This is a genomic window from Massilia sp. Masssp94 (assembly GCF_059491305.1).
In genome coordinates this window covers 5109723-5135229 of sequence record NZ_CP168501.1, presented here as the reverse complement: position 1 = coordinate 5135229, position 25507 = coordinate 5109723, and the positions used below count along the sequence as shown (strand labels likewise).

The following is a 25507-nucleotide window of genomic DNA, read 5'->3' as shown; positions in this document are numbered from 1 at the left end:
CCGTCATTCCCGCGCAGGCGGGAATCCAAGTTCTGCGTGCACCGCGATTACGCGTGCAAAATTGGGTCCCCGCCAAGGGCGACGCCTAGTTCGGGGACGACATCAGCGCCTGCGGCCCCGCGCGCGCAAATCATCCACCGCCGGCACGATGGCCAGCCCACACAGCAGCAGCGCCAGCGGCACCGTCACCACGTAGCCGAAGATCTTGAAGCCGAGCGCGCCCGCGACGCCGCCGCAGAAGAAGGCCCCCAGCAGGCCGCACAGCAGGACGAGGCGCCCGCGGTTCGCGGCCACGCGCGGGTGCGGCGGGCTGGTCAGGCCATCGTCCACGTTCCAGTACATCATCTTGCCGAGTTCGATGCCGATGTCGGTGACGATGCCCGTCATGTGCGTCGTGCGGATCTCCGCATGCGAGATTTTCGTCACGAGCGCGTTCTGCAGGCCCATCGTAAAGCACAGCAGCATCACCGTGGCCGGCACGAACAGGCCCCGCACGCTGGACAACTGGGCGCCCAGCACGCCGAAGGCGAGCAGCAGCATGGCTTCGCACAGCAGCGGCAACGCGTATTCGCTGGCCAGCGCACGGCGCCGGCCGTAGTTGACGAGGATCGCCGTGGTGGCCGCGCCCAGCAGGAACGAGACGATGGCGCCGAGCGCGTCGAGCACGAGGTCGAAGGCGCCCAGCGCGAGATTGTCGGCGGCCGACGACACGATGCCCGTCATGTGCGACGTGTACTGTTGCACGGCGAGGAAGCCGCCGGCGTTCACGGCCCCGGCCACGCCGGCCAGTGCATAGCCGAGGTGGCGGTTGGCCCGGGCGCTGCGCGCCTGGGCGGTCAGGGTGCGGACATAGTCGACGGAGCGCTGCATGATTGAATGGGTCCGATTGGGATTCCTTACGTCAATACTAACGCACCCGGGTGCACGTGGCTATAATTGCCCTTCTCACCTCGAATATCGCCAGGAAAACACATCGCCGTGAATCCACATCTCGACCGCCTGCACCCGTACCCGTTCGAAAAGCTGCGCCAGCTGTTCGCCGGCGTCACGCCGAATCCCGACTACAACGCCATCAGCCTCGGCATCGGCGAGCCCAAGCACCCGACGCCCGCGTTCATCCAGAAAGCGCTGACGCACGCGATGGCCGGCCTCGCCACGTATCCGACGACGCACGGCAACGAGCCGCTGCGCGCCGCGATCGCCGCATGGCTGGAGCGCCGCTACGGGATTCCGGCGCTGGATGCGGCCACGATGGTGCTGCCGGTGAACGGCTCGCGCGAGGCGCTGTTCGCGATCGCGCAGACCGTGATCGATCCGCGCAAGCCGGGCGCGCTCGTCGTCAGCCCGAATCCGTTCTACCAGATCTACGAAGGCGCGGCCTACCTGGCGGGCGCCGAGCCCTATTTCGTGAATTCCCAACCGGCCCGCAACTTCGCCTGCGATTACTCCAGCGTGCCGGACGAGGTATGGTCCCGCGTGCAGCTGCTGTACCTGTGCTCCCCGGGCAATCCGACGGGCGCCGTGCTGTCGCTGGACGACTGGCGCGAGCTGTTCGCGCTGGCCGACCGCCATGGCTTCGTGATCGCGGCCGACGAGTGCTATTCCGAGATCTATTTCGGCGCCACGCCGCCGCTGGGCGCGCTGGAAGCGGCGCACCAGTTGGGCCGGAGTGGCGGCACGCGTCCGTACGCGAACCTGATCGTGTTCTCGAGCCTCTCGAAGCGCTCGAACGTGCCGGGCATGCGCTCGGGCTTCGTCGCCGGCGATCCGGAACTGATGAAGAAATTCCTGCTGTACCGTACCTACTGCGGCGGCGCGATGTCGCCGCCGGTGCAGGCCGCGTCGATCGCCGCGTGGAACGACGAGGCCCACGTGCAGGAGAACCGCACGCTGTACAAGGAAAAGTTCAACCTCATCACCCCGCTCCTGAAGCAGGTGATGGACGTGGAGCTGCCGGACGCGGGCTTCTACCTGTGGGCCGACGTGCGCCGCACGGGCCTGTCGGACACGGAGTTCGCACGCGGCCTGTACGCCGAATATAATGTGACGGTTTTGCCCGGCAGTTACCTGGCGCGCGACGCGCACGGCAGCAATCCGGGCCGCAACCGCATCCGCATGGCGCTCGTCGCCGAAGTGGACGAAGGACTGGAAGCGGCGAACCGCATCGTCCAGTTCTGCAACGATCTCAAGGCCTCCTGAAACACCACCTGTATAGACCATTATCATGACCCAACAACTCCAGACCATCATCGACACCGCGTGGGAACAGCGCGCAGACATCAGCCCGACGAGTGCCAGCACCGAAGTGCGCGACGCCGTCGCCCACGTGCTGGCCGGCCTTGACGACGGCAGCCTGCGCGTCGCCCAGAAGGACAGCGGCAGCTGGGTCGTGAACCAGTGGATCAAGAAGGCCGTCCTGCTGTCGTTCCGCCTCGAGAACAACACCCCAATGGGCTCGGCGGCGGGCCTCGGCGGCAGCCTGCAGTTCTACGACAAGGTGCCGACCAAGTTCGCCAACTACAGCGCCGAAGACTTCGCCAAGGGCGGCTTCCGCGTCGTCCCGCCGGCCGTCGCACGCCGCGGCTCGTTCATCGGCAAGAACGTCGTCTTGATGCCGTCGTACGTGAACATCGGCGCCTACGTCGACGAAGGCGCGATGGTCGACACGTGGGCCACCGTCGGCTCGTGCGCCCAGATCGGCAAGAACGTCCACCTGTCGGGCGGCGTGGGCATCGGCGGCGTGCTGGAACCGATGCAGGCCAACCCGACCATCATCGAAGACAACTGCTTCATCGGCGCCCGTTCGGAAATCGTGGAAGGCGTGATCGTCGAAGAGAACTCGGTGATCTCGATGGGCGTGTACATCGGCCAGTCGACCAAGATCTACAACCGCGAGACCGGTGAAGTGTCGTACGGCCGCATCCCGGCCGGTTCCGTCGTCGTGTCGGGCAGCCTGCCCTCTAGCGATGGCAAGTACAGCCTGTATTGCGCGGTGATCGTCAAGCAGGTGGATGCGAAGACCCGTGCCAAGACGGGCATCAACGAGCTGCTGCGCGGCGTTTGATCCGTCATTCCCGCGGAAGCGGGAATCCATACTGGGCATCAGAAATCGTACAGCCGAACGCACATCGACAGTGCAAAGATGCGGCGTCGGTGCCTCAGCATGGGTTCCCGCCTTCGCGGGAACGACGTTGGGGGGTATTACCGCAAAGCAAGGGAGAGAGGCCATGATGATGGAACGCCTGTTCCAGTTGATGAAGGAAAAGAACGCGTCCGACATGTTCTTCGCGGTCAATTCCCCAGTCCACATCAAGATCAACGGGAACCTCATCCCGATCAACCAGAACAAACTCGAGCCGGACAATATCCGCGTGCTGCTGTCGGAAATCGCCTCCCCCGAGCAGATGGACGAGCTGGACCGCGACAACGAGCTCAACATGGGCATCTCGGTCCCGAACCTGGGCCGCTTCCGCCTGTCGGCCTTCCGCCAGCGCGGCAGCATCTCCGCCGTGTTCCGTTTCGTTCCCGCCACGATTCCACCGCTCGCCGAGCTGGGCCTGCCGTCCGTGCTGTCGGAACTGATCATGGAAAAGCGCGGCCTGCTGCTGATCGTCGGCGCCACGGGCTCCGGCAAGTCGACGACGATCGCCTCCATGCTCGACCTCCGCAACGAGCAGCGCCACGGCCACATCCTTACGCTGGAAGACCCGATCGAATACCTGTTCAAGAACAAGAAATCGATCGTCAACCAGCGCGAGATCGGCAGCGACGCGAAAAGCTTCGACGTCGCCCTGCGCAATTCGATGCGCCAGGCACCGGACTGCATCCTGATCGGCGAGATCCGCGACAAGGACACGATGGCCGCCGCCCTCGCCTACGCCCAGTCCGGCCACCTCGTGCTGGCCACGCTGCACGCGAACAACAGCTACAACGCGCTGAACCGCATCATCAGTTTCTACCCGATCGAGAACCGCCCCGCGCTGCTGCAGGACCTGTCGTCCGCCGTGAAGGCGATCGTGTCGCAGCGCCTCGTGCGCGCGAAGGCCGGCGGGCGGCGCCAGGCGGCCGTGGAGATCATGGTCAACACGCGCTACGTCGCGGACCTGATCGAAAAAGGCGAGATCGGCCAGATCAAGGAAGCGATGGACAAGAGCCTGTCGCCGGGGTCGCAATCGTTCGAGAAGGCGTTGCTGGAACTCGTGCAGGCCGACCTCATCACGCAGGACGAGGCGCTGGCCAATGCCGACTCGGCCACCAATCTGCTCTGGCTGATCAATAACGGGCCGGACAGCAAGGCGAAAGAAGAGGAAACGCCCAAACCGGCCGAGCCGGATGGGCCGTCGTTCACGGAATTTACGCTGGATAATTGACTTGACTGGTCGTCCCCTATCGACCGCACTGCTGTGTGGCCTGCTCGTATTATCGTCCTCGAATGTGCATGCCGCGCCTGGTTCGGGCTGCGTCGGCGATGACTTCCTGCTGCAGCGCGATACCCTCGAGGCCGCCAAGGTGACCTTGCCGGTGTTCGCCCACTTCTGCTATCGCGACAAGAGCGGCGACTACGTGGTGTACCTGACCGCAAGCGGCGACCGTCGCTACGGTGACGACACCTTGTCGAGCAAGATCGGCGCGCACTTGTTCAAGATAAATGCAGGGCCAACCCTGGCGGCCATGGGCACGGTCAGCGACAGCGCACCGGCCGGGACGGCCGGTGTGCAATGGTGGACCAAGCTGACCGAGTTGAACGACATCGACGGCGATGGCCTGGTCGATCCGATCCTGGTCTACCGCTTCTACGCCAGCGACAACGGCAAGATGCTGAGCGACCCCTATGAAGGCCGGCTGAAGATGATCGCTTTTCACCGTGACGCCAAAGTCGCCATCCGTGCCATCACGGGCAACCTCGACCTGCAACGGTCGACCACCGCCAGCGCGTCCTATTTCAAGCTGCCGCCCGTCCTGCAAACGCATCTGGTGCGGAAGATGAAGCGGATGTATGACGAACAGCAGTTTGGATTCGACAACAGCCACGCCTTCAAGCCGCAGAAGTAAGCCGGCCTCGACATTACCGTCATTCCGCTCACGCCCGCGTTCGGGCCGCTGTCGTTGCGGGCGCCGCAGGCCATGGTCCCGTTCCACACGACGGCCTCCGCAGCCGGCCAGCAACGTCAGGAAACAGGCGGAAGCGACAAGGATGCGCATGGGATCTCCAGGGTTGGATTCACGTTGTTAATTTACGGAAATGTTAAATCCTTGTCTAATCAGCGTACATAACGCCGCCCTCCCTTCGCCATTGGTAAACTGTCGGTGGGATAGCTTGCCTGTGCTATCCTTCGCGCCTTCCCGAACAGCAATACCCACCCGCCATGAAGAAGACCCTCTACGGTATTCCCAACTGCGACACCGTCAAGAAAGCCCGCACCTGGCTCGCCGACAACGGCCAGGAATTCGATTTCCACGACTTCAAGAAACAGGGCCTGGACCGCGCCACCGTCGCGCGCTGGCTCGAGCAGATCGATTGGGAAACGCTCGTCAACCGCAAGGGCACCACGTGGCGCAAGCTGAGCGACGAGCGCCGCGCGCAGGTCGTCGACAAGGCCAGCGCCCTCGACCTGATGCTGGAAAATCCGTCCGTCATCAAGCGTCCGGTTCTCGAAGGCGGCGGCCGCGTGTCCGTCGGCTTTTCGGCCGCCCAGTACGAAGACCTGTTCGGAGACTGGCCGGCATGAAGCCGTCGCGCACCCAACTCCTGACGGAGGAGCTGATCGCGCTCGACTCCGTCACGCCGCAGGACAAGGGCTGCCAGCAGAAGCTGCAGGCCCTGCTGGCGCCGCTCGGCTTCCGCTGCGAGACGATCGAGTCGAACGGCGTGACGAACCTGTGGGCGCGCCGCGGCGACGCGTCGCCCGTGTTCGTGTTCGCCGGCCACACGGACGTCGTGCCGACCGGTCCCGCCAGCCAGTGGGCGTCGCAGCCGTTCGTGCCGACGCGGCGCGACGGCAAGCTGTACGGCCGCGGCGCGTCGGACATGAAGACGTCGATCGCCGCCATGGTCGTCGCCGTCGAGGAATTCGTGGCCGCGCACCCGGACCATATCGGCTCGATCGCGTTCCTGCTCACGTCCGACGAGGAAGGCCCGGCGCGTGATGGCACCGTCATCGTCTGCGACCTGCTGGAAGAACGGGGCGAGACGATCGATTACTGCCTCGTGGGCGAGCCCACGTCCAGTCACGTGCTGGGCGACATGATCAAGAACGGCCGCCGCGGTTCGCTGTCCGGCTGCCTCGTCGTCAAGGGCGTGCAAGGCCACATCGCCTACCCGCACCTGGCGCGCAACCCGATCCACCAGGCGGCGCCGGCGCTGGCCGAGCTCGCTGCCGAGAAATGGGATGAGGGCAACGAATACTTCCCGCCGACGAGCTGGCAGGTGTCCAATATCGCGGCCGGCACCGGCGCCACGAACGTGATCCCGGGCGAGCTGAAGGTCGACTTCAATTTCCGCTTTTCCACGGCCAGCACGGCCGAGAGCCTGCAGGCGCGCGTGCACGCGATCCTCGACCGCCACGGCCTCGACTACGACCTGAAATGGACGCTGTCCGGCCAGCCGTTCCTCACGCCGAAGGGCACCTTGTCGGACGCGATCTGCGGCTCGATCAAGCAGGAACTGGGCGTGACGACGGAACTCTCGACCACGGGCGGGACGTCGGACGGCCGCTTCATCGCCCGCATCTGCCCCCAGGTGATAGAATTCGGGCCACCCAACGACAGCATCCACAAGATCGACGAACACATCGAAGTGCGTTACATCGATCCGCTCAAGAACATCTACCGGCGCACGCTGGAGCGATTGCTCACCATCCCGCCGTCCGCGGCATAACGACGAGACCTGGCCATGACCACGACCCATTTCTGCACGCCCCGCGACCTGCTGCGCTACGCCGTGACCCGTTTCAACGGCGCCAAGCTGTTCTTCGGCCACGGCAGCGCCGAAGCGTTCGACGAGGCCGCCTACCTGATCCTGCACACCCTGAAACTGCCGCTGGACAAGCTCGAGCCCTTCCTCGACGCCCGCCTGCTGCCGGAAGAAATCCTGCAGGTCATGGCCGTCATCGAGCGCCGCGTCAACGAGCGCGTGCCGGCCGCCTACATCACCAATGAGGCGTGGCTGGGCAGCTACAACTTCTACGTCGACGAACGCGTGCTCGTGCCGCGCTCGTTCATCGCCGAGCTGATCCCGAATTTCTTCAGCCCGTGGGTGGCGGATCCGGACGGCGTCGAGAACGTGCTCGAACTGTGCACCGGCTCCGGCTGCCTGGCGATCATGCTGGCGGACGCGTTCCAGAACGCCGTCGTCGATGCCGTCGACATCTCGAAGGACGCGCTGGCCGTGGCCGAGCGCAACATCCGCGACTACAAGCTGGAAGGCCGCGTGAACCCGATCGAGTCCGACCTGTACCAGCACGTGCCGTTCAAGAAATACGACCTGATCGTGACCAACCCGCCGTACGTGAACAGCGATTCGATGGGCAAGCTGCCGCCGGAATACCTGCGCGAGCCGCAGATCGCATTGGCCGGCGGCGAAGACGGCATGGACCTCGTGCGCAAGATCGTCGACGGCGCGGCCGAGCGCCTGACGCCCGAGGGTGTGCTGATCGTCGAGATCGGCAACGAGCGCGAGTATGCGGAAGCGGCGTTCGGACACCTGGGCCTCACGTGGCTGACCACGAGCCAGGGCGATGATGCCGTGTTCCTGCTGACGGCGGAGCAGCTGGCGAAGTAATTCCCAAGACAGCCCTAAAACCGTCGTTCCCGCGCAGGCGGGAACCCAAGCTTGCGTGATCTGCCACGAACTTGGGCCCCTGCCTTCGCAGGGGCGACGTTGGTCAAGATAACTCAGTTCCCCCCCCATGATCCGATTCTCCAACGTCAGCCTGATGCGCGGCACGAAACCGCTGCTGGAAGACGCCGACCTCACCCTCAATCCCGGCGACAAGATCGGCCTGATCGGCGCGAACGGCGCCGGCAAATCCAGCCTGTTCGCGATGCTGCGCAACGAGCTGCACCCGGACCAGGGCGCAATCGACTTCCCCGCGCGCTGGCGCATGGCCTATGTCGCGCAGGAGACCCCGGCGCTGGACCGTCCCGCCATCGAGTACGCCATCGACGGCGACGCCCACCTGCGCACCCTGCAGGCCGAGCTGGACCGCCTGGAAGCCCTGCCCCACACGACGGAGAACGGCATCGCCATCGGCCACGTCCACTCGGGGCTGGCCGACGCCGACGCGTACACGGTGCAGTCCCGTGCCGAGCAGCTGCTGCTGGGCCTGGGCTTCTCGCTGGACCAGATGCGCCAGCCCGTCGCCAGCTTCTCCGGCGGCTGGCGCATGCGCCTGAACCTGGCGCAGGCGCTGATGTGTCCGTCCGACCTGCTGCTGCTGGACGAGCCGACCAACCACCTGGACCTCGATGCCATCATCTGGCTCGAGGACTGGCTCAAGCGCTACACGGGCACCCTGATCATCATCTCGCACGACCGCGATTTCCTCGACGAGATCGTGAACGTGGTCGTGCACATCCACGAGCGCAGCTTGACACGCTACTCGGGCAACTACTCCGCGTTCGAGCGCCAGCGCGCCGCGCACCTGGTGCTGGCGGCCGCCGCGTACGAAAAGCAGCAGCGCACGCGCGCCCACCTGCAATCGTTCGTCGACCGCTTCAAGGCCAAGGCGACCAAGGCCCGCCAGGCGCAGAGCCGCATGAAGGCGCTGGCGAAGATGGAAGAGCTGGCGCCGCTGCGCGCGGCGGCCGAGTTCTCGTTCGAATTCCGCGACCCGGTCTCGGCGCCGAATCCGCTGCTCGTGATGGAAGACGTCGACGCCGGCTACCCGCTGCTCGACGCGCATGGCGACAAGGTCGGCGGCAAGACCATCGTCCACAAGGTGAACTTCTCGCTGCAGACGGGCCAGCGCATCGGCCTCCTCGGCGTGAACGGCGCCGGTAAATCGACGCTGATCAAGACCGTGGCGGGCGACCTCGCGCCGCTGGCCGGCACGGCGACCCTCGGCAAGGGCCTCGTGATCGGCTACTTCGCCCAGCACCAGGTCGAGATGCTGCGCCACGACGAGTCGCCCCTGTGGCATTTGCAGAAGATCGCGCCGACCACGCGCGAACAGGAACTGCGCAACTTCCTCGGCGGCTTCAACTTCCCGGGCGATATGGTGACGAGTTCCATCAAGCCGTTCTCCGGCGGCGAAAAGGCGCGCCTGGCGCTGGCGCTGATCGTGTGGCAGCGTCCGAACCTGCTGCTGCTGGACGAGCCGACCAACCACCTGGACCTGGAGACGCGCGAGGCGCTCACGTTGGCGCTGGCGCAGTTCGAAGGCACCCTGGTCGTCGTCTCGCACGACCGCCACCTGCTGCGCGCGACGACCGACCAGTTCATCATCGTGGCCGACGGCCGCCTGCAGCCGTTCGACGGCGACCTGGACGACTACAAGGACTGGCTGTTCCAGACCAAGCTGAAGGGCGATGCCGGCACGAGCGCGCCGCTGCCGTCATCGACGCCGGCCGCACCGGCGCCCGCCGTCGACCGCAAGGAACAGAAGCGCCTGGAAGCGGAAGAACGCCAGCGCCTGGCCGCGCTGAAGAAGCCCATCGAAAACCGCATCAAGCGGCTGGAAGAGCAGATGGCCAAGCTGAACGCGAAAAAGGCCGAGGTCGACGCCCGGCTGCTGGAGCCGGGCATCTACGAGGCGGACAAGAAGGAAGAGCTGAAGAATCTCGTGGCCGACCAGGCGTTCCTGACGCGCGACCTGGGCAATCTCGAGAACGAGTGGCTGGAGTTGCAGGAGCAGCTGGAAAGCTTGGTAGCCTAGGCGACCTGGCGCGCGCCGTCCTTCTGCGGACGGCGCACCGACATCAGCCGGTCGATATCGACCAGAATCAACCGCCGCGCCCCCATCTGCCCCAGCCCGATCAGGTAATCGACCTGCGCCTGGTCCGCACCGGGCACCGGCGACACCTGCTCGGGCGCCAGCGACACGACGCCCGTCACGCCATCCACCACCATCCCCATCGTGCAGGTCGACAGCCTGAGGATGATCACGTCCGTCATCGGATCGGGCGCGTCCGGCGATGTGCCGCAGGCGGCGCGCATGTCGACGAGCGGCATGATCACGCCGCGCGAGACGGCCACGCCGCCGACGATCTCGCCGTCCGATGTAAAGCGCTCGAGTGCCTTGAGTACCCGGAGTTCCTGCACCTTGGCGACGTCGAGCCCGTACTCGAGGCCGCCGAGGGTAAAACTCAGGAATTGGGTGGTGGTCGTCGTAGTCATGTGCATGGCGGATCCTTTCCTCAAGATCGCCATGCTAAGGCGATGACGATTGGAAATTGTTGAGTGCAGTCAACAATCAATGAGACATTTCCTACCTTGCGCTCGGCGCTTACGTCCGTACAATGTTCGGAATTGACCTAAAGGGGATGACGATGTTCCGGTGGCTGCAAAGCCTGTTTTCCAGCCCGTCCGTGGCGCAACCGCAGCCGCAGCCGCAGCCGGCCGTCGAGCCTGTCCCCGCCCCTGCTCCCGCGCCCGCGTCACCCGCGCCGCAACCGGGCACGGCACCCGTCTCCTTCGAGCAGCTGGAACGGATCAACGGCGCCTGGCACGCCTGGCTGTTCGACCGCGCCGACGGTGGACTGGAACTCTCCGACGCCGAGACGCGCGTGCTGGAGGCGCTGGCCACGATCGTCGCGTCGCAGCAGTCCGGCGCCGCGCTCGTCCGGCGCATGCCGGGACTGGTCCCGCAACTGCTGCAAAGCCTGCGCAGCGAGACGTTTTCCGGGAGCGCGCTGTCGCGCACCATCGCAACCGATCCCGTGCTGGTGGCGGCCGTCGTCCGTCTCGCCAACAGCTGCTACCGGGGAACGGGCCAGTCGATCACGAGCGTCGAACAGGCAGTGATCCTGATCGGCCAGGAGGGCTTGCGCCAGCTGATCACGACGGTCGCGTTCCGGCCCATCATCGACGTGCGTTCGGGATTCTATACACGCCGCCTGGCGCCGCACCTGTGGGCGCACTCGGAGCGCTGCGCGATCGCCGCGCGCCAGATGGCCGGCGCCGGCGTCGAACCGTTCGACGCCTTCCTCGCCGGGCTGCTGCAGAACGTGGGGCTGATCGTCAGCCTGCGCATCATGGACCAGGAGGCGAAGGACGGCGAGCGCCTCGGCTCCGACGTGTTTCTCGCCCAGCTGGCCCGCGCCACGCGCCGCCTGTGCGCAAGCATCGCGCGCGAGTGGAATTTTCCGGAGACGGTCAGTACCGCGCTGCTGGAACAGGGCGACTTGCGGCGCGGCGTGATCATGTCGCCGCTGGGGCGTTTGCTCAAGCTGGCGGATTATCTCGGGAAGGTGCGGATGCTCGTCGCGCAGGGACTTGTCGACGAGGCGGATGAAGCCCTGTTCGCGGGGCTCCCGCCCGAAGCGGCGGAGTGCCATGCGGTGCTGAAAGCAACCGCGGTCGATTGACGTCCGCGTGGGCTCCGGGAGCCCACGCGGAACGTATATCAGCGTTTCAACTTCGCGTCTTCGACGGCCAGCTGCTTGTTCTGCTCATCCAGCCAGGTCTTGAGCGGCGCGAAGTATTCCAGCATCGCGGTCGCATCCATCTTGTCCGACCCCGTCACGGCCTTCAGTGCTTCCGGCCACGGCTTGCTCGTACCCATCTCCAGCATCTGCTGGAACCTGGCGCCGGCCTTCTGGTTGCCGTAGATCGAGCAGCGGTACAGCGGTCCCGTGTCGCCCGCTTCCTTGCACAGCGCGCGGTGGAACTGGAACTGCAGCACATGGGCGAGGAAGTAGCGGGCATACGGCGTGTCGCTCGCGACGTGGAACTTCGCGCCGGCGTCGAAGCCGCCGTCCGCGATCGGTGCCGGACGGGATACGCCCTGGTACTGCTGCGTCAGCGCCCACCAGGCCTTGTCGTAGTCGGCCGGCTTGACCTGCCCGCCGTAGACCTGCCAGCGCCACTTGTCGACCTTGTACGCGAACGGCATGAACGCGATCTTCTGCAGCGCGGTGTACAGCAGCGGACCGATCTCCTGCTTCGGATCCGGGTCCGTCTTCATCAGGCCGACCTTCTTCAGGTAGGCCGGCGTGATCGACAGCGCGACGGTGTCGCCGATGGCTTCGTGGAAGCCGTCGTTGGCGCCGTTCTTGAACATGGGCGACTGGTTGCTGTACGCGAGGTCGTAGTACAGGTGGCCCAACTCGTGGTGGATGACGCGGAAGTCCTCGGCGGTCGGCGTGATGCACATCTTGACGCGCACGTCGTCCTTGCCGTCCAGGTCCCAGGCGGACGCGTGGCACACGACGTCGCGGTCGCGCGGCTTCGTCAGCAGCGAACGTTCCCAGAACGTGGCCGGCAGCTTGCGCATGCCCAGCGACGTGTAGAAGCCTTCGGCATAGCGCGTCATCTCGACGGCGCTCGTCTTGCGCTCTTCCAGCAGCGCCGTCAGGTCTTCACCCTTTTCGAGGCCGGCCGGCTTCAGGATCGGGTACAGGTTGTCCCAGCTCTGCGCCCACATATTGCCCAGCAGGTGGGCCGGGATCGGGCCGTCGGCCGGCACGACGTCCGGACCGTAGGCCTGGCGCAGCTTGTAGCGCGTGTACGTGTGCAGCGAGTCGTACAGGGGTTTCACCTGCTGCCACAGGCGCTCCATCTCGGCCGAGAAGGCATCCGGCGCCATGTCGTAACGCGAGCGCCACAGCGCGCCCGTGTCGGCATAACCCATCGCGCGGGCGCCCTTGTTCGACAGCTCGACGTACTTCGCATAATCCTGCTTGTACGCGGGCGACTGGGCGTGCCAGCCGAGCCAGACTTCCTTCAGGCGCGCGGGGTCGTGGCTCGTGGCCAGCACTTTTTCCAGTTCGCCCAGCGGCATGCAGTCCGGCTTTGCCGCGCCAGCAGCGGCCTCCGGACAGTATTTCGCCTTGCCGTACGCGCCCGTCATGCTGGCGGCCAGGCGCGCGTACGCGCCGCGGTCGTCGGCGTTCTCCAGCATCAGCGACTGCTGCATCAGCATCAGCTTGCGGGCGCTCGCTTCCGAGACCTTCAGGCCGTTGTAGCGGCGCGCCTTGAGGGCGATGTCGCCGCTCACGGTCAGGTATTGTTCGTTGGCCTGCGCGGTCAGCGTCTCGGTGTCGAGCGTGATGAAGTTCTCGGCCACCCACTCGGCGCGGCCGGCGTCGAGGCCCAGCTGGTCGAGCTTCTTTTCGGATTCGGCGACGAAGCGCTCTGCTTCGGCCACGGTCGGCTTGCCCTTGCTGCTGGCTGCCTTCGTTGCGGCATGGACCGGCGCTGCGAATAGCGCGCCGGCGCACATGGCGGCGACCAGCGCGCCGATCGGGCGGCGCTGGAGGATGGGACGCATGGTGTTCAAGGTTTCCCCTCTGTCGGATTGGAGTCGTTATGGGTATGGCCTGGTGGCCACCCCCAAGTATAAACTTTACGACGCGGCGACGGTATCGCTGGACCACGCGACGCTGCCCGCGCCGCCCATGAACAAGAGTTCTCCCGCCTGCGGCCCGCGCAGCCGGGTGCGGATCTCGCGCGGCGTCCACCGCCAGGGCTGGCCGCCCGCGGGGCTGTAGGCGAGGATGCGCACCTGCGTCTCGCCCTGCACCGAGGCGATCGCCACGCTGGAGACGCTGGCCGCGTCGCCGCGCTGCGCCTCGAGGTTCGCGAGCATGTGCGTGCCCGCCTGCTGCTCCGCTTCCGTGGCCTTGATCTTCGCGGAGACGTCGCCGATCGCCTTCAGCGCCGGGCCCACGTCCTGCGCCATCTTCTGGAACTGGCGCGCCTGCTCGGGCGTCAGGCCGATCTCGCCCTTGCGCACGCGCGTGGCCAGCATCAGGTAGCGGCGCACGTCCGGCTTGCCCGTCATCGCATCCTGCGCGGCCTTCAGCTGCGCGGCCAGGGTGGCGAACTGCGCGACGCGCTGCGTCACCGCCGCGATGACTTCGCCGATCTGCTGGCCTTCCTCGCGCAGCACGGCCACGAGCATCTCGCTCTGCTTGCGCGGCACCGTGCATTCCACCGTCACGCGCCGGCCCGCGAGCGCGCAGCCCTCGGCCATGTTCACGACGACTTCGTCGCCGACGATCTCGCAGTTGACGGCATGGTTGACCTCGACGCGCGTGCCCGCGATGACGCAGTTTTCCGCGCGCTCGACGACGATCCGGCCGTCTTCCGCGCACAGCACCGACGCCGACGCGACGCCGCGCACGTGGATGTCGCCGCGCGTATTGCGGGCGCTGCCACCCACGAGGTTCGCGCGCACATCGACCGTGCCGCCGCGCGACACGAGGCTGCCGAACACGTCGCCGTGCACGGTGATGCTGTCGGCCTCGATCACGCGCTTTTCCTGGACTTCGCCGAACTCCTCGTAGTCGCCGGTCAGGCTCAGGTTACCCGTCGTCTTGGCACTGACGCCGTCGCGGCTGACGACCTTGTCCTCGACCGAGATGCGACTCGTCTTCGCATCGACCATCAGGAACCCGGCCGCGCTGGACACGAGGAACTCGCCTTCCGGCGTGCGCTCCACCTTCGTGCCGGTGCCCGCATATGCCGGCAGGTCGACGTCGCGCCCCGGCTCGGGCGGCAGCGGTGCGCCGGACATCTCGAAGCCCATCGCGCCCGCCGTCGCCGGGACTTTCTTCAATAGGCGTACGCCGGCCTGGATCTGCGGGAAGCGGTTCTGGAAGCTGTTCAGGTCGAGGCGGCCGTTGCCCAGTTCGAGCGGCGCGTCGCTGCGGTGGAGGTCATCCGACACTTCGACGATGTGCGCATCCTCGCCCGGCACCGGATCAAGCTGGCGCGCGACCGTGACGCGGTCGGCCCTGGTGGATTCCAGCGCCGCGCGGATGGCCGGCAGGTCGAGGCCGAAGCGGATGCCCTTGATCCACACGTCGGCGATGAATTCGTCGAGATCGAGGCGGGTCTGGAAGCCGACGGCGTCGGGGTCGGCCGGGTCGGGCAGCCAGACGGGCTCGAAGTAATATTCCGCGTAGCCGCGTCCGATCTTGACGGCGCGGTACAGCGCACGGCGCGCCGGATCGAAGGTCTGGATGTCGGCCGCGAAGCGCACGAGCGTCGTGCCGTCCGGCCCTTGCGGCAGCTCGGGACCGTGGCCGAAGAGCGCCTTCATCAGCACGGGATAATCGATCCCGGTGAAGTAGTTCCCCGCGCGGTAGACGTTGTCGATGGCGGCCACCAGCGTGGTGCCGAGCACGGAGGGATCGGCATACACGCCGTCGTCGCGTTTGGCGATGCAATGCTCGGGACCGGTCGCGGCGATGCGGGTCGCCGTTACGGAAAGGTCTGTGGTCACGATACGCTCCGTGCGGTTGATGCCGCGGCATGGGCTGGGCCGCGGCAGAATCCGGCTAGCGTATCATGTTGTCACCTGAAAATAAACATCAAGCAACTAAGTTGATGCAAAGAAATTTCAGCGACGCTGCGGGTACAGGTCCATGCCCGCTTCATTGATCTGGCGGCGCAGGTCGCGCCGTTCGTCCGGCGTCATGCGGCTGCCGCGGCGCTCATGCTGCTGCTCGCGCTGCTCCTGCTGCTGGGCGCGGCGCTGTTCCTCGTAGGCGCGCATGTCGTCGCGCTGGTCGCGGTCCTGCGGAGGCAGGCGGAAACGCGAGAACTGCGGCTGCGATTGCGATTGCAAGTCACCCCGGTCGCCGCGGTCGTCCCGCCGGTCGCCGTGTTGCTGGGCAAACGCGCCGCCGGCTCCCAGCACCAGGGCGCACGCCAGCACAGCGCGGCGGGCCAGGCGGCCGGCCTTTTTCGCTGCGTGGTGATGTGTGAACGCACTGTTCATGGTGTTCCTCATTCGCGTTGCCGTGTCAGGAGTAAGCTGTGGTTTTGAGCTGTAGTGTAAGCTGCGATTCGATGAGGCCAGTGTATGAGGAATCGTCTTCGGGCATAAGGCGAATTGGGTAAAGTTTGTAACACAATGTAATGGCTCAACGATACCCCCTTGGCGTCGAGCCATAAGACGTTACCATAGCGACATTAATCTGACAAATCCGACAGAACGATGAATGCAACGAGCTCGAATGCCGGCACGGCCGGCGCGAATGGCGGCCACTCCGCCCGGATCATGGTCGTCGACGACGACGTGCGCCTGCGCGACCTGCTGCGCCGCTACCTGACCGAACAGGGCTTCCAGGTCGTGACGGCCGAAAGCGCGCCCGCGATGAACAAGCTGTGGCTGCGCGAGCGCTACGACCTGCTCGTGCTGGACCTGATGCTGCCCGGCGAAGACGGCCTGTCGATCTGCCGCCGCCTGCGCGGTGCCGGCGACCAGACCCCGATCATCATGCTGACCGCGAAAGGCGAGGACGTCGACCGCATCGTCGGCCTCGAGATGGGCGCCGACGACTACCTGCCGAAGCCCTTCAACCCGCGCGAGCTGGTGGCGCGCATCAACGCGGTCCTGCGCCGCAAGGGCCCGGACGAAATCCCCGGCGCGCCGAGCGAGACGCCGCAGACCTTCGAATTCGGCGACTTCGTGCTGGACCTCGGCACGCGCACGCTCAAGAAAAACGGCGAGACCGTGCCGCTGACCACGGGCGAGTTCTCGGTGCTGAAAGTGTTCGCGCGCCATGCGCGCCAGCCGCTGTCGCGCGAAAAGCTGATGGAACTGGCGCGCGGCCGCGAGTACGAAGTGTTCGACCGCTCGCTCGACGTGCAGATCTCGCGCCTGCGCAAGCTGATCGAGCCGGACCCGTCGAGCCCGCTGTACATCCAGACCGTATGGGGCCTGGGCTACGTATTCATTCCTGAAGGCCAGCCGCGCTAGTGTTCGCATCAACGTCGAAGGAACAGGCCATGCCGCGGATTTTCGGCAGGATGAAGAGTGGCCTGTTCTGGCGCACCTTCTTCCTGCTGTCCATGCTGACGGGCCTGTCGATGGCCTCGTGGATCGGCATGCTCAATGTCTTCCAGCGCGGCCCGCAGGTCGAGCAGACGGCCGAGCTGCTCGTCTCCGTCGTCACCATCACGAAGGCCGCGCTGACGCACTCCGCGCCCGACCTGCGGCGCGAGCTGCTGTTCGAGCTGGTGTCGAACGAGGGCATCCGCATCTACGACGTGAAGCCGACGGATACGGTCGAACCGCCGCCGCCGAATTCGCTGATGCCGGAAGTGGCCGCCCTCGTCCGCGACAAGCTGGGGCCGGACACGCGCTTCTCGCGCATGGTCAACGAGATCCCCGGCTTCTGGGTCAGCTTCGACATCGACGGCGACAAGTACTGGCTCATGCTCGAGCGCGACAAGCTGCCCGGCCTCACGCGCGTGCAGTGGCTCGGCTGGGCCACGGTGGTCGGCGTGCTGTCGCTGCTGGGCGCGGCACTGATCTCGAGCCTCGTCAACCTGCCGCTGGCGCGCCTGACGGCGGCCGCGCGCTCGATCGCCCAGGGCAAGCGCCCCACCCCGCTGCCGGAAAAAGGATCGCGCGAGATCATCGAGGCGAACCGCAGCTTCAACCAGATGGTCGACGACCTGCAGCAGCTCGAGAAGGACCGCGCCATCATCCTGGCCGGCATCTCGCACGACCTGCGCACGCCGCTTGCGCGCATGCAGCTGGAAGTGGAGATGGCGCCGCTGTCGGACGAAGCCCGCACCGGCATGCAGTCGGACATCGCCCAGATGGACGCCATCATCGGCCAATTCCTCGACTTCGCGCGCCCCACCGAAAGCGCGACGTTCGTGCCGGTGAACCTCTCGGAACTGCTGGAAGATTGCGCGCACGCGGCCGCCCGCCTGCCGGACGTGCGCACGACGACCGACATCGACGCGGACATCCACGTGATGGGCAACTCGACCGACCTGCGCCGCGTGATCAACAACGTGATCGAGAACGCGCGTCGCTACGGCAAGACGCCGGGCACGGACGTCACCGAGATCGACATGGCCCTGCACGTCAGGATGACGGGCCACGGCCGCCGCGCGGTCGTCGAGATCAACGACCACGGCACCGGCGTCCCGGACGACCAGATCGAGCAGCTGCTGCGGCCGTTCACCCGCCTGGACAGCGCCCGCGGCCAGGCCAACGGCGCGGGCCTGGGCCTCGCCATCGTCGAACGCGTGATCACCCGCCACAACGCCGAGCTCACCGTGCGCAACCGCGACGGCGGCGGCCTTGTGCTGCAGTTCGCGTTGCCGCTGGCCACCTGAGCATTCCCTTCCGGCATCATCAGTTGCGGCGTTAAGCGAAACGCCGCACGGTCGCGCCCGCAACGCGGCAGTACAGTCGGCCTACACCTACTTATGAGGAGGCCAAGATGAAAAAACTGCTCATTGCCGCTTTGGTTGCAGGTTCCTTCGGCAGCGTCGCGCTGCCGGCCGCCGCCGATGTCGTCATCCGCACTGCCCCGCCCCCACCGCGCGACGAACGCATCCCGGCCGCGCGCCACGGCTACGTGTGGGCGCCGGGCCATTGGGAATGGCGTCACGGCCGCTACGTCTGGACGAACGGCAAATGGCTGCGCGAGCGCCATGGCTACGCCTACCGCGCCCCGACCTGGGTCGAGCGCGACGGCCGCTGGGTGATGGAACGCGGCGGCTGGCGCCGCGGCGACCGTGACGGCGACGGCGTGCCGAACCGGTTCGACGATCATCCCAACAATCCGCGCCGGGACTGACGCAGCCGCAGCACCGCGCCCGGACAGGCTGGCCGGGCGCACCACAAAAAAGAAACCGCCCGCGCATTGCTGCGCCAGGCGGTAAATCCAAGTTTGCACTTGGAGGAGACAGAGGAGACACGCGCCCGAAGGCGCTGAATCAGGATGGCAAATTGGGACGGCGGCCGCGCCTGCAAGAGGGCAGGCGCATAAATTTTTTCCCGTCGACTTGTAGGCCCTGTCGCACAATCACTGCTAGACTGCCCGCCATGGATACCGACCTCCACCTGCGCACCTACGGCGCCGACATCGTCACCGACCGCCACGTGTTCGCCCAGCTGGTACTGCCCGTGAGCGGCGCCGTGCTGCTCGACATCGAAGGCCGCCGGGGACGGCTCGACCCGCTGCGCGCCGCCTGCGTCGCGCCGAACGCCTGGCATGCCCAGTGCGGCATCGGGACCAACCGGTCGCTGATCCTCGACGTCGAACCGGCCGCCATGTCGCACCCGGCCTGGGACCGCATGCTCGACCGCCCGTTCATGAGCCTCGGCCCGGGCGCGCGCAAGCTGGTCGAATTCATGGGCGTGATGCGTACGCAGGCCTTCGATCGCGGACTGCTGCGCGGCTGGGTCCCGCTGCTGCTCGACACCATCGCGCTGGACGCCCCCCGCCCCACCTCGCGCCTCGCCGCGCTCATGGCCAGCGTCGAAGCGGAGCCCGGCCTCGCCTGGACGACGGATTCGATGGCGCGCCGTGCGGGCCTGTCCGTCAGCCGCCTGCACGCCCTGTTCCGCACGGAACTGGATACGAGCCCGCACGCGTGGCTGCGCGACGTCCGCCTGGCACGCGCACAGGCGTGGCTGGGGGACACGTCGCGCTCCATCGCCGACATCGCGCTGGCGGCAGGCTTTTCGGACCAGAGCGCGCTGACGCGGGCGCTCAGGGACGTGACGGGGATGACGCCTGGGGCGTATCGGCGGGCGAATCGGCATGGCTGAGCGTGTGATGTCTTGCGCACGGCTCGTTGCGGTCGTGGCCGGCCTTGGCTGCAGTTCGTCCGTGCTGGCGGAACCCGTGCCGTTTGCCGGACGCTGGCTCGCGGACGATCAGGCGGGATCGCCCTACACGACGCTTACCGTGAAGGGCGACACCATCGCCTGGCATGGGCGGGACAAGTCGGTGACCAAGTGCATGCGCCGATTCGCGGTACAACAGGAAAAGCCGGGAACGGTGTACGTGAACGCGCGCGGCACGAAGTTCATCGCGGGGGCCAAGGGCAGCATACCGACCTATCTGCTCCAGCTGGATGGCGGTACGTGCGGCAGCGGTGGCTCGGCGGTGCGGATCAATTATCCGTTGATCTACGATACCCAGCATATCGAATTGATCGAGTATGCCGCCGGGAAGCCCATCGGGGCACAGCGGTTTCATCGCAAGAAATGAAAGCTGCTGGCCGAAGACTGACCTTTCGCCCGAAGCGGACGCTAAGGTGAAACCGGATCGCCAGCATGATAGCCCAGCGTCTCGGCACTGACGAGCGTAGTGGACGTCGGGAGTTTTACGCCCAGGTTCAGGAGTGGGATCAGAATTTGGTAGTCGACCGCTTCGCAATCGGTATCGGGTTTGCATATCCGGGCACGAACGATGCGAATACAGGTATTGGATGGGCTTGTTGCGCTGCCGTAAGGATTTGTCAGGCAGTTGTGACGGTTCTGGCCGGGGCTGCCGGGCATGGATCCGGCCGAGATGGGTTCGTAAGTCGTCGTCGCGCCCTGTGTGAGGTACAAGTAGTCGATGCGAATGTGCTGGTCAGTGATGGGGGCACCGAATGGAAGTTCTCCCGGGGAATCTCGAAAAATCGCGTGCTGCTTTGCAAGATCCAATTCGGTGGTTTCGCGCCAGTCGATATTGGCGGCGGCCCTCGCTGCCCTCCGGGTGACCTCGGCGAGTGTGTTGTACATATACATGATCCGGGCGAACTCTATGGTGCCGAATACCACCGTGAAAAACAGAAGCGCGACAAGCGCAAATTCAACTGCCGCCACACCGCTTTGTGCAGCCCACCGCGGGGGCCGAATTGATAATCTCCTCACCTCAGCCCCCTACATAGTCCGTTGCCATGACCGCCCTGAGAATGATTGGCCCTCCATCGGTAAATAGTTCTGTAAATGGATCGAAGAACGGGTCGGAAACGGAAACGGTGACGCGTACCGACACCTTCTTCGGGACGTCGTAGCCGTAGCAAAGGTCCCAGTACGGGGTCGGACTACCTACGTAACACAGGGCCGTAGCGCTGATGCCCCCGCCAGGGTTCAGTTCTGCGAGCTCATCCATTGCGATTTTCTGTGCCACCACGGCAACCGGTACCACGGGGCCGGCTGACGATGGCGCGATTTCCCGCAAAGTTGTCGCCGCCAGGAACCTGGCGCCGTCATGCGCGGCCTTTTGCGCGACGGTGTAGCACCAGAAAACCCGGGCAAAGAACAACACGCCACTTATCAGGAGCAGGAGAATGGGAAGTACGATTGCGCACTCGACGGCAACGCTGCCTCTCTTGCGCAAGGACGGTTTTCGAATCGGTGCGCTCATTGATAGATCTCCACTGGCCCGCCCAGCTGATCGTCAGTCACAAGGCCGCCGAACTCCGCGTAGATGGAGCCGGAATCGGCCGGTATGGTCATCAAGAATTTCCCGATCCCAAGCACCGTCGCGGTAGAGCCGGTGACCGGACACGAAAGCAGGGGTAGGTTCAGGACCCGTCTATTCTTGGCGCCGGGCCGGCGCGCCACTGTTGGTGGAGTCTGAAAATATGAGCTGCCACTGGTCGTGAGATAAGGTGTCGAGCCCGGATAGGTCCCAACCGACGAAGCCGAGCCGTACAACTTGCTCCAGATGAGTGAAGTTGCATTGAAGGACGTATAGCCCCCGGCGGGTTCCGGTGCGGCAGGATCTGCAACGGACGACCAGGGAACCGCGCGGGCAAAAGACCAGAGCGCTCCGTAATCCACCGCAGTCGGGTAATTCGTCGGCCCGATCTCGGCAACCGTCTGCAGCTTTGCGCTAGTCGAGGTATCCGTTTTTGCAACCTGGACTGTAGCCTTCGTGGACATCCAGCTCACGCCAGCAAACGCGTATTGCTTGACATTGCTGTCCGGCGGCGAGGTGTTGACGTCGCAGGTCCCTGAATAAGGGTCGAATCGGGAGTTGAGATGACTGTAGTACGTACCAATCGGAAATGGGCTCTGGACGGCGACCGTCGCACCCGTCACTTTCGCGACGGCCATCGTTCCCGTGCAGATATACGGCTCGTAAATCGATTGATTGAAATTGGTTGTAGCGCCGCCTGCCAATGAAACCGGGTCGACCTGGAAACTCATTGCTGTCGGCCCGTTCGGATTGAGGTTCATGAGGTTATAGCCGACACCGCGGCGAAAACCGTACTCGGCCAGTTCGTCGTATTGGGTCCCGTTCGCGTTCTGGCGCCTTGCCCTCGCCGTGGGAGACATGGCGCAAATGGCCAGCGGCGTAACCTGGAGGCGCGCCTTGCCTGCAATGGTAACGTGGCCGATTTCGACGGAACCGAAAGATGAGGACAGTATGGGAGCGAAGAACATGTCGACTTTTCCGTAATGTCCGCTCAGCAGCTCGGTGTCCACTTTTACGAAGACCAGCCCGGCTGGAGCAGCTGCCGCCTCTCCATCGGATTTCCAGCCCGTGTTGTCGTCAGGTGAAGCCCCGAATTTTATCGCGGCATTTTCCCAAGTAATATTGTTCAGATAGTCGTACCTGGGACCATTCGCCGGGTCTTCCACGACGCCCTGCGCAGCAGCCAGCGCCGCGCTGATTCCAGTGCTTGTTCCATCCAGTTTTTTTGCTGCGGCGATCGCAACTGCGTCAGCCAAGGTCTGCATTTCCACTTTACGGTTGTAAATCCGCGAGAAATCAAGAGCAAGCATAAAAAAGCCAAAAATTACGGGCAGAAGTACGGCGGTCATGATGGCGATTGCGCCAGTTTCCCGATTTATGCCGTGACCGGAACAAGAGAATGACCAGCCTGTCAGGAAAGGGGAATTCCGATCGAGCATGGGCATCTTTTCTTTCATCTCGTTCCTCCTTCATCTGGCGATTTTTGCGACAGATCAATTAAATAGAGTCACGGTAAATTTTAAGGTTGAGCAACACTGTGGCATTGATTCCCAGCAATCTCGATTGGGATGCGGAGAACGTACAACACTGTCTGCGCCCAGGCAGCGAGCCAGCGGGGCATTGAACAACCAGGACGTTCTGAGGCCTCAAATGGTCTGGCAACGACTGAGCCACATCAACTTTAGGCAGGCGCTTGCTTGAGGCAAATTTCTCGGACGAGCAGACTAGACATTTCCTGTGATTCACAAACGTCGAACCCGTCGCCCATTGACTTTGGAAAGCCATCATCATGGTTCGCAGAACAATCGACTCGGCAACGGCAAACCTGACGTTCAGTGTATTTTTCTGCTCGATCCTTGGTTGGAGCGTGCTTGAAATCCTGCTTTTGCAGCGCGGCGGGGGAATACGCTTGCATCTCGCGGTCATATTCATCGGCTGCATTATTTCTTCCCTCGCACTACGCAGGTGCAGGACATGGTGGCCTGGATTCGGCAGTATCACTCCCGGCACCCAGGCTGCATCACGTGGCTATAGCGCCGGAGATATATTGCCGTGCCTGGCATTGGCAGTGATCGGGGGGCTTTGGGGGCTGTCCATAAAATCCGGTTCCTGCACCCTTTTCATGTTCTGCATAGCTGGACTGATCTTTTTCCCTTGGTCCAGGATCAGCTTCTGCCTGCGGCACTTCTTCGTATCCAGCGCAGTGTTGGTCCTGGGCGCCGGCGCGGCCCTGGTGTCCGGAGGCGTCCTGGCGCCTGCTGGGAATCCAGTGGCCCTGTTGCCCTACATGCTAGACGCATGGGCACTCTGGGTTATCGCCGTTTCGCTAGTGGCGCTGACTTATCGGAACGGCTTCAAACGTAAGACATGACAGACTGAGCCTCCAATTTCGATGATTTTTTGTTATTATTAATCATCGACACATCTTTTGGCGGCCATGGCTCTCGTGATTCACCCTGATCGACGCTCGGGAGATCGACGTACCGATGGCGTCACCGCAAAAATCCTGCGCACCATGTTCGCCATGCGGCGCAGTTTCGGCAACGCCGCCGCGAAAAATCTACTCTTGCGAAATGGCCTCGACGAGGCGCTGGTCGAGCGCGTGCTGGCCATTCCCGAGGAGCGCCGCGCGGAGCGACGTCGTACCGATGAAGCGCCGTCTGCGTCCGCGGCCCCGCATCCAGCGTCGACCGACGACGACGAACCGGTCACGCTCGACTCGGCAGCGATGGCGATCCTGCACCGTCTTCGCTTTGAAGCGGACACCGGCATGCACAGGATGACGATTGCCGAGTGTCCCGTTGAATTGCGACGGTTTGGCCTGATTCAGCTGGATGACGACGGCAAGCCCGTGATCACCGTGAAAGGGCGGCAGGCGCTGAAGCATTATGCCTGCGTGCGTGCGCTCAACAGCATTCAATGCGGCCTCGAAGCGCCCATGATGAGCGAGGAAATCCGGATCTGGCTGGAATCGAATTTGTTTTTGCAGCGTATCGGCAACGACTACCAGATCACGGAGCTCGGCAATAGCTGGCTCGAATTCAACCGGTCGATTTCGCAGAATCGGGCAGTGCTCTAGCGCGCAAAACAGGCATCGAGAGACGCGGTCAATTCGCCAGTAGTTCCAGCCAAGACACCCTGCCGCCCTCCCCCGACAATGGATGCTTTCCGCATCTGGAGCATCCCGTGAGCACGCACAAAACCCTCCTCGGCATCGCGGCCGGCATCGTCGCCGGCGCGTTCTGGGGACTCGTCTTCCTGGCCCCCAAGCTGGCCGCCGATTTTCCGCCGCTGCAGCTGTCCGCCGGGCGCTATCTCGCCTACGGGCTCGTCGCCGCCGTGCTCGTCGCGCCGTCGTGGCGCCGGCTGAAGGCCGCGCTCGGGTGGCGCGAATGGCGGGCGCTCGCGTGGCTCAGTTTCATCGGCAATATCCTTTACTACGTGTTGCTGGCCAAGGCCGTGCAGACGGGCGGCGTCGCGATGACGGCCTTCGTGATCGGCCTGCTGCCGCTCGCCGTCACGCTCGTCGGCAGCCGCGAGCGCCATTCTCCGACACTGCGCGACCTGCTGCCCTCGCTGGCCTGCAGCACGGCGGGGCTCGTCTGCATCAGCTCGCAATCGCTTGCCACCTCCGGCTGGGGCTCCCTGACGGGCTTGCTGTGCGCCGGTGGCGCGCTCGTGTCGTGGACGACGTATGCCGTCAGCAACAGCCGCTGGCTCGCGCGACTGGCCCACGTGTCGGCGCAGGACTGGAGCCTGTTGACGGGCGTCGTCACGGGCCTCGAGGCGATCGTGCTGGCGGTGCCCGCGTTTTATGGCGACACGCTCGTCCACACGAACGCGGACTGGCTGCGCTTCGCCGGTCTCATCGGCGCGATGGCGCTGTTCTGTTCCGTGCTCGGCAATGGACTGTGGAACGTGGCCAGCCGCGCGCTGCCGCTCACGCTCACGGGGCAGATGATCGTGTTCGAGACCATCTTCGCGTCGCTGTACGGCTACCTGTGGGAAGGCCGCTGGCCGACGCCGCTCGAAGCGGCCGCGCTGGTGCTGCTGGTCGCGGGAGTTGTCCTGTGCACGCGGGCACATCGCGAAGAAACGCGCGCCACGACGGCGCTGGAGGCCGACATGCGCACTGGGTGAAGCACCGAACAGAGGCAGGCGGCCGCGC

25 protein-coding genes are annotated in these 25507 nt (G+C 64.9%); 17 read left to right on the top strand and 8 right to left on the bottom strand.

The features are described 5' to 3' along the window. Nucleotides 1-102 precede the first annotated feature (102 nt). Nucleotides 103-870 (bottom strand): YoaK family protein, encoded by a 768-nt coding sequence (locus ACEN9G_RS22775; protein WP_413337425.1) that lies wholly within the window; start codon nt 868-870, stop codon nt 103-105. A gap of 108 nt (nt 871-978) precedes the next feature. Here ACEN9G_RS22775 and dapC point away from each other — a divergent pair, with 108 nt between their 5' ends. From dapC to ACEN9G_RS22735, 8 genes are all read left to right on the top strand, one after another. Beyond that, nucleotides 979-2199, top strand: a complete 1221-nt coding sequence (dapC, locus tag ACEN9G_RS22770; protein ID WP_413337426.1) for a succinyldiaminopimelate transaminase — start codon at nt 979-981, stop codon at nt 2197-2199. Between the two features lie 25 nt (nt 2200-2224). Continuing rightward, nucleotides 2225-3064, top strand: a complete 840-nt coding sequence (dapD, locus tag ACEN9G_RS22765; protein WP_413337427.1) for a 2,3,4,5-tetrahydropyridine-2,6-dicarboxylate N-succinyltransferase — start codon at nt 2225-2227, stop codon at nt 3062-3064. A 163-nt stretch (nt 3065-3227) separates the two neighbouring features. Next, on the top strand, nt 3228-4370 hold the full coding sequence (locus ACEN9G_RS22760; protein WP_413337428.1) for a PilT/PilU family type 4a pilus ATPase: 1143 nt from the start codon (nt 3228-3230) through the stop codon (nt 4368-4370). Between the two features lies 1 nt (nt 4371). Further along, a complete protein-coding gene (locus ACEN9G_RS22755) occupies nt 4372-5052 on the top strand; it encodes a hypothetical protein (RefSeq protein WP_413337429.1) in 681 nt (226 codons plus the stop codon). A gap of 314 nt (nt 5053-5366) precedes the next feature. Next, nucleotides 5367-5729, top strand: a complete 363-nt coding sequence (locus ACEN9G_RS22750; protein ID WP_413337430.1) for an ArsC family reductase — start codon at nt 5367-5369, stop codon at nt 5727-5729. Next, complete coding sequence (gene dapE / locus ACEN9G_RS22745) at nt 5726-6877, top strand: succinyl-diaminopimelate desuccinylase (RefSeq protein WP_413337431.1); 1152 nt, start codon at nt 5726-5728, stop codon at nt 6875-6877. Before ACEN9G_RS22750 ends, dapE begins: the two co-directional genes overlap by 4 nt. A 15-nt stretch (nt 6878-6892) precedes the next feature. Continuing rightward, nucleotides 6893-7780, top strand: coding sequence for a 50S ribosomal protein L3 N(5)-glutamine methyltransferase (gene prmB / locus ACEN9G_RS22740; protein ID WP_413337432.1), 888 nt, complete (start codon nt 6893-6895; stop codon nt 7778-7780). A 127-nt stretch (nt 7781-7907) separates the two neighbouring features. Next, nucleotides 7908-9875: an ATP-binding cassette domain-containing protein gene (locus tag ACEN9G_RS22735; RefSeq protein ID WP_413337433.1), complete on the top strand. Its 1968-nt coding sequence runs from the start codon at nt 7908-7910 to the stop codon at nt 9873-9875. Here ACEN9G_RS22735 and ACEN9G_RS22730 read toward each other — a convergent pair. Then, entirely contained in the window at nt 9872-10336 is a 465-nt protein-coding gene (locus ACEN9G_RS22730) for a chemotaxis protein CheW (protein ID WP_413384565.1), read from the bottom strand. The genes ACEN9G_RS22735 and ACEN9G_RS22730 overlap by 4 nt on opposite strands. A gap of 152 nt (nt 10337-10488) precedes the next feature. Here ACEN9G_RS22730 and ACEN9G_RS22725 point away from each other — a divergent pair, with 152 nt between their 5' ends. Beyond that, nucleotides 10489-11526, top strand: coding sequence for an HDOD domain-containing protein (locus ACEN9G_RS22725; RefSeq protein WP_413337435.1), 1038 nt, complete (start codon nt 10489-10491; stop codon nt 11524-11526). A 38-nt stretch (nt 11527-11564) separates the two neighbouring features. Here ACEN9G_RS22725 and ACEN9G_RS22720 read toward each other — a convergent pair whose 3' ends face one another. From ACEN9G_RS22720 to ACEN9G_RS22710, 3 genes are all read right to left on the bottom strand, one after another. Beyond that, nucleotides 11565-13430, bottom strand: coding sequence for a M2 family metallopeptidase (locus tag ACEN9G_RS22720; RefSeq protein ID WP_413337436.1), 1866 nt, complete (start codon nt 13428-13430; stop codon nt 11565-11567). 75 nt (nt 13431-13505) lie between these two features. Further along, a complete protein-coding gene (locus tag ACEN9G_RS22715) occupies nt 13506-15389 on the bottom strand; it encodes a flagellar assembly protein A (protein WP_413337437.1) in 1884 nt (627 codons plus the stop codon). A gap of 117 nt (nt 15390-15506) precedes the next feature. Continuing rightward, nucleotides 15507-15887, bottom strand: a complete 381-nt coding sequence (locus tag ACEN9G_RS22710) for a hypothetical protein (RefSeq protein ID WP_413337438.1) — start codon at nt 15885-15887, stop codon at nt 15507-15509. A 219-nt stretch (nt 15888-16106) separates the two neighbouring features. On the opposite strand from ACEN9G_RS22710, the gene ompR reads away from it, so the two are divergent. The 5 genes from ompR (at nt 16107) to ACEN9G_RS22685 (ending at nt 20136) form a co-directional block, all read left to right on the top strand. Continuing rightward, nucleotides 16107-16871 (top strand): osmolarity response regulator transcription factor OmpR, encoded by a 765-nt coding sequence (ompR, locus tag ACEN9G_RS22705; protein WP_056137191.1) that lies wholly within the window; start codon nt 16107-16109, stop codon nt 16869-16871. A 29-nt stretch (nt 16872-16900) separates the two neighbouring features. After that, nucleotides 16901-18247 carry an ATP-binding protein gene (locus ACEN9G_RS22700; protein ID WP_413337439.1) on the top strand — a complete coding sequence of 449 codons (1347 nt, stop codon included), beginning with the start codon at nt 16901-16903 and terminating at the stop codon, nt 18245-18247. A 107-nt stretch (nt 18248-18354) separates the two neighbouring features. Continuing rightward, complete coding sequence (locus tag ACEN9G_RS22695) at nt 18355-18714, top strand: YXWGXW repeat-containing protein (RefSeq protein ID WP_413337440.1); 360 nt, start codon at nt 18355-18357, stop codon at nt 18712-18714. A 248-nt stretch (nt 18715-18962) separates the two neighbouring features. Then, nucleotides 18963-19691, top strand: coding sequence for a helix-turn-helix transcriptional regulator (locus ACEN9G_RS22690; protein WP_413337441.1), 729 nt, complete (start codon nt 18963-18965; stop codon nt 19689-19691). After that, complete coding sequence (locus ACEN9G_RS22685; RefSeq protein WP_413337442.1) at nt 19684-20136, top strand: hypothetical protein; 453 nt, start codon at nt 19684-19686, stop codon at nt 20134-20136. The genes ACEN9G_RS22690 and ACEN9G_RS22685 overlap by 8 nt, the downstream gene beginning before the upstream one ends. Before the next feature lie 41 nt (nt 20137-20177). Here ACEN9G_RS22685 and ACEN9G_RS22680 read toward each other — a convergent pair whose 3' ends face one another. Genes ACEN9G_RS22680 through ACEN9G_RS22670 form a run of 3 tightly spaced genes read right to left on the bottom strand, consistent with a single transcriptional unit; the run spans nt 20178 to nt 22796 of the window. Further along, a complete protein-coding gene (locus ACEN9G_RS22680; protein WP_413337443.1) occupies nt 20178-20738 on the bottom strand; it encodes a TadE family protein in 561 nt (186 codons plus the stop codon). Nucleotides 20739-20787: 49 nt separating this feature from the next. Further along, the gene (locus ACEN9G_RS22675) at nt 20788-21282 is read right to left on the bottom strand and encodes a TadE/TadG family type IV pilus assembly protein (RefSeq protein WP_413337444.1); all 495 of its coding nucleotides are present in this window, start codon (nt 21280-21282) and stop codon (nt 20788-20790) included. Further along, a complete protein-coding gene (locus tag ACEN9G_RS22670; protein ID WP_413337445.1) occupies nt 21279-22796 on the bottom strand; it encodes a TadE/TadG family type IV pilus assembly protein in 1518 nt (505 codons plus the stop codon). Before ACEN9G_RS22670 ends, ACEN9G_RS22675 begins: the two co-directional genes overlap by 4 nt. Nucleotides 22797-23128: 332 nt before the next feature. Between ACEN9G_RS22670 and ACEN9G_RS22665 the strand changes: the two genes are divergently transcribed. The 3 genes from ACEN9G_RS22665 to ACEN9G_RS22655 all read left to right on the top strand — a co-directional run bounded on the left by ACEN9G_RS22665 (nt 23129) and on the right by ACEN9G_RS22655 (nt 25479). After that, nucleotides 23129-23710, top strand: a complete 582-nt coding sequence (locus tag ACEN9G_RS22665; RefSeq protein WP_413337446.1) for a hypothetical protein — start codon at nt 23129-23131, stop codon at nt 23708-23710. 66 nt (nt 23711-23776) lie between these two features. After that, nucleotides 23777-24418 carry a hypothetical protein gene (locus tag ACEN9G_RS22660; protein WP_413337447.1) on the top strand — a complete coding sequence of 214 codons (642 nt, stop codon included), beginning with the start codon at nt 23777-23779 and terminating at the stop codon, nt 24416-24418. Between the two features lie 107 nt (nt 24419-24525). Beyond that, the gene (locus ACEN9G_RS22655) at nt 24526-25479 is read left to right on the top strand and encodes a DMT family transporter (protein WP_413337448.1); all 954 of its coding nucleotides are present in this window, start codon (nt 24526-24528) and stop codon (nt 25477-25479) included. Nucleotides 25480-25507 lie beyond the last annotated feature (28 nt).

What these genes read in the sequence shown, in the direction of transcription:
- ACEN9G_RS22775 (WP_413337425.1), bottom strand. Translation starts at nt 870, where the DNA reads ATGCAGCGCTCCGTCGACTATGTCCGCACCCTGACCGCCCAGGCGCGC.
- dapD (WP_413337427.1), top strand. Translation starts at nt 2,225, where the DNA reads ATGACCCAACAACTCCAGACCATCATCGACACCGCGTGGGAACAGCGC.
- ACEN9G_RS22760 (WP_413337428.1), top strand. Translation starts at nt 3,228, where the DNA reads ATGATGATGGAACGCCTGTTCCAGTTGATGAAGGAAAAGAACGCGTCC.
- ACEN9G_RS22750 (WP_413337430.1), top strand. Translation starts at nt 5,367, where the DNA reads ATGAAGAAGACCCTCTACGGTATTCCCAACTGCGACACCGTCAAGAAA.
- dapE (WP_413337431.1), top strand. Translation starts at nt 5,726, where the DNA reads ATGAAGCCGTCGCGCACCCAACTCCTGACGGAGGAGCTGATCGCGCTC.
- prmB (WP_413337432.1), top strand. Translation starts at nt 6,893, where the DNA reads ATGACCACGACCCATTTCTGCACGCCCCGCGACCTGCTGCGCTACGCC.
- ACEN9G_RS22735 (WP_413337433.1), top strand. Translation starts at nt 7,908, where the DNA reads ATGATCCGATTCTCCAACGTCAGCCTGATGCGCGGCACGAAACCGCTG.
- ACEN9G_RS22730 (WP_413384565.1), bottom strand. Translation starts at nt 10,336, where the DNA reads ATGACTACGACGACCACCACCCAATTCCTGAGTTTTACCCTCGGCGGC.
- ACEN9G_RS22725 (WP_413337435.1), top strand. Translation starts at nt 10,489, where the DNA reads ATGTTCCGGTGGCTGCAAAGCCTGTTTTCCAGCCCGTCCGTGGCGCAA.
- ACEN9G_RS22720 (WP_413337436.1), bottom strand. Translation starts at nt 13,430, where the DNA reads ATGCGTCCCATCCTCCAGCGCCGCCCGATCGGCGCGCTGGTCGCCGCC.
- ACEN9G_RS22710 (WP_413337438.1), bottom strand. Translation starts at nt 15,887, where the DNA reads ATGAACAGTGCGTTCACACATCACCACGCAGCGAAAAAGGCCGGCCGC.
- ompR (WP_056137191.1), top strand. Translation starts at nt 16,107, where the DNA reads ATGAATGCAACGAGCTCGAATGCCGGCACGGCCGGCGCGAATGGCGGC.
- ACEN9G_RS22700 (WP_413337439.1), top strand. Translation starts at nt 16,901, where the DNA reads ATGCCGCGGATTTTCGGCAGGATGAAGAGTGGCCTGTTCTGGCGCACC.
- ACEN9G_RS22695 (WP_413337440.1), top strand. Translation starts at nt 18,355, where the DNA reads ATGAAAAAACTGCTCATTGCCGCTTTGGTTGCAGGTTCCTTCGGCAGC.
- ACEN9G_RS22690 (WP_413337441.1), top strand. Translation starts at nt 18,963, where the DNA reads ATGGATACCGACCTCCACCTGCGCACCTACGGCGCCGACATCGTCACC.
- ACEN9G_RS22685 (WP_413337442.1), top strand. Translation starts at nt 19,684, where the DNA reads ATGGCTGAGCGTGTGATGTCTTGCGCACGGCTCGTTGCGGTCGTGGCC.
- ACEN9G_RS22675 (WP_413337444.1), bottom strand. Translation starts at nt 21,282, where the DNA reads ATGAGCGCACCGATTCGAAAACCGTCCTTGCGCAAGAGAGGCAGCGTT.
- ACEN9G_RS22670 (WP_413337445.1), bottom strand. Translation starts at nt 22,796, where the DNA reads ATGAAAGAAAAGATGCCCATGCTCGATCGGAATTCCCCTTTCCTGACA.
- ACEN9G_RS22665 (WP_413337446.1), top strand. Translation starts at nt 23,129, where the DNA reads ATGGTTCGCAGAACAATCGACTCGGCAACGGCAAACCTGACGTTCAGT.
- ACEN9G_RS22660 (WP_413337447.1), top strand. Translation starts at nt 23,777, where the DNA reads ATGGCTCTCGTGATTCACCCTGATCGACGCTCGGGAGATCGACGTACC.